This is a genomic window from Streptomyces sp. NPDC037290 (assembly GCF_055603245.1).
The window spans coordinates 1-3,042 of sequence record NZ_JBVJVZ010000101.1 but is presented as its reverse complement, the minus strand read 5'-3'; the positions used below and the strand labels follow the sequence as shown (position 1 = coordinate 3,042).

2 protein-coding genes are annotated in these 3,042 nt (G+C 74.1%); both read right to left on the bottom strand.

From position 1 onward, the window contains the following. Positions 1-638, bottom strand: a 638-nt coding sequence (locus tag ACZ7HQ_RS45085; RefSeq protein ID WP_471003349.1) for a beta-ketoacyl synthase N-terminal-like domain-containing protein, incomplete at its 3' end; no start/stop codon positions are given. A 46-nt stretch (positions 639-684) separates the two neighbouring features. Beyond that, a partial coding sequence (locus tag ACZ7HQ_RS45080) for a beta-ketoacyl reductase (protein ID WP_471003345.1) occupies positions 685-3,042 on the bottom strand: 2,358 nt, incomplete at its 5' end.

Sequence of the window (3,042 nt, the reverse complement as noted above, 5' to 3'; positions counted from 1 at the left end):
CCCGACCGCAACGACTGCACCGCCAGATGCATCGCGACCAGCGACGACGAACACGCCGTATCCACCGTCACCGCAGGACCCTCGAACCCCAACGAATACGAGACCCGGCCCGAGATGACGGAGCTGGCCGATCCCGTTCCACCGACGCCTTCGGGCGCGTCGACGATCTCCGTGCCGGCCAGGCCGTAGCCCTGGACGGCGCCGCCCATGAAGACGCCGACCGGCTTCCCGCGCAGCGAGTCGGCGCTGATGCCGGACCGCTCCACCGCCTCCCAGCAGGCCTCCAGGGCGAGGCGCTGCTGCGGGTCCATGGCGGCCGCCTCGCGCGGCGAGATGCCGAAGAAACCCGCGTCGAACTCCGCGGCGTCGTGCAGGAATCCGCCGCCCGCGGCGGACAGCCGTCCAAGGTCCCAGCCGCGGTCGGCCGGGAACGGCGAGATCGCGTCCCGGCCCTCGGACACCAGCTCCCACAGGTCCTCGGGCGAGCTCACCCCGCCCGGATACTTGCAGGCCATGCCGACGATCGCGATCGGCTCGTTCCCGGCTGCCTCCAGTTCCCGCAGCCGGCCGCGGGTGCGCAGCAGATCACCCGTCAGTTCCTTGACGTAGTGACGAAGCTTGTCTTCGTTGGTGGGCACGGTGCGCCAGCTCCTTGTTTCGTGCTGAGGGTTGCGAACGCCGGCGTCAGGAGATGCCGAATTCCTTCTCGATCAGATCGAAGAGCTGATCGTCAGTTGCCGAGCCGAGTTGCTCGGCGGCTGTTTCCGCCGCGCCGGACGCGGCGGCGGGCTCGTCGTCGGCGTTCTGGAACCTGGTCAACAGGTTGGAAAGCCGAAGGGTGATACGGCCGCGCGCGGCCGGGTCGGACCCGGCGTCGAGCGCGGCGAGGGCCGCTTCGAGCCGGTCCAGCTCGCCGAGGACCGCCGACGCGCCCGACGCGCCGCCGACCTGCTCCACGAGGGTGCTCGCGACGACCTGCGCCAGGGCCACGGGCGTGGGGTGGTCGAAGACGAGCGTGGCCGGCAGCTTGAGGCCGGTGAGCTCTTCGAGCCGGTGCCGCAGACCGACTGCGGCCAGCGAGTCGAACCCGAGGTCCTGGAAGGGGCGTTCCGGCTCGATCGCGCCGCCCGAGGCGTGCCCGAGTTCCGCGGCGGCCTGCGTGCAGACGGTCTCCACCAGCATCCGCCGGCGCTCCCCGCCGGACAGTGCGGTCCAGCGGGCGACGAACGGGGTGGCCCCGGCACTACCGGCGCCGCTGCCGCCCAGGCCGGACGCGTCGCCCGCACCGCCCGTGCCGGCCGCCGTCGCCGTCCCGGACGCGTCGACGCCGCCGCGTTCCGTTTCCACGGTGACGAGCGGGTCGAACAGGGGGCTCGGGCGGTTGGCGGTGAAGATGTCGGCCAGGCGTGCCCAGTCGATGTCGGCGAGGATGACGGTGGCGTCGTCCGCCCGCATGACGCGGCCGAACGCAGTGACGGCCTCTTCCGGGTCGAGCGCGCTGACGCCGCGGGCCTGCATCTCCCGTGTGAGGCGCTCGTCGGCCATGCCGCCACCGCCCCAGGGGCCCCAGGCGAGGGCGGTGCCTGGACGTCCGTGGGCGCGCCTCCGCTCGATCAGCGCGTCGAGATGCGCGTTTCCTGCGGCGTAGGCACCGGCACGGGCGCTGCCCCAGACCCCGGCGATGGACGAGTAGACGACGAACGCGGCGAGTTCGTCGCCCAGGGCCTCGTCGAGGACCTGCGCGCCGACGACCTTCGCGCGTACGACGGCGGCGTAGCCGTCCTCGTCGAGCTCCGCGAGCGGCAGTTCCGAGGCAACGCCCGCGGTGTGGACCACGGTGCGGACCGGCGTTCCGGCGTCGGCGAGCGTGTCTCGGAGCGTGGCGAGGGCCGCGGCGTCGGTGACGTCGCAGGACTCGACGACGACGTCCGCGCCCAGCTCCTCAAGTTCCGTGCGCAGGGCGGCCACCGCGGGTGCGGCAGGGCCCTGACGGCTGGTGAGGACGAGGGTCCGCGCGCCGTTCCGGGCGAGCCAGCGAGCCGTCTGTGCGCCGAGGGCACCGGTGCCGCCGGTGATCAGGACGGAGCCGTCGGCCCAGGGCGCCGCGGAGCTGGTCTCCGGTTCCGGCAGGCTCGTGGGCACCGTGCCACGGACCAACCGGCGACCGAGCAACAGCTCGCCTCTCAGGGCGATTTGGTCGTCGCCGGTGGTGTCGGCAAGAGCAGCGGCGAGGCCGGTGAGCTGCGCCGCCGGGTCGGTACCGGAGACGTCGATCAGACCGCCCCACAGGGTGGGGTGTTCGAGAGCCGCGACCCGTCCGAGGCCCCAGACCTGGGCCTGCCACGGGTCCGGCGCCGCGTCGCCGTCCTGCGCACACACCGCGTCGCGCGTGAGGGCCCATACGCGGGTGTCGGCTCCCGCGTCCTGCACGGTGTGCAGGAGATCGAGCACGGCCAGGGCGCCGGTCGCGATGCCGCGCTCCCGGTCGTGGTCGCGCTGGGCGCCGGCCGCGGGCAGGCAGAGCACTCCCCGGGGCTCCATCGCGGCCAGCCGCGCTCGCAGGTCGGCCGTCTCGCACCGCTCCACGCGCGCCCCCGCGTCGACGAGCGCCTTTTCGACCGCGACCACGAGGTCCGGTTCGACGGGCTCGCCGGGCACCGCGACCAGCCACGTGCCGTCGAGCGGCACCGCGTCCACCGGCTTCGGAAGCGCCGTCCAGGAGACGCGGTGGCGCAGGGCGTCGGCCGCTGCGAGCCGGGCCTGCTCCCTGGACCAGGTGTGGAGCGCGGGCAGCACCGCGGTGAGCGGCGCGTCCGGCGCGAGGCCGAGGGTGTGGGCGAGGCCGTCGGCGTCCTGCTGTGCGACCGCGTTCAGGAGCACGGCCTGCTCCGGCGCGTGCTCGACGACGCCGGGCTGGGGCGCGGGGGCGTCGAGCCAGTAACGCTGATGCTGGAAGGCGTAGGTGGGCAGTTCGCGGGCGAGGCCGTTCGCCCGGCCGAGCGCGGTCCAGTCGACCTGGTGGCCGCGCGCGTGCACCCGGGC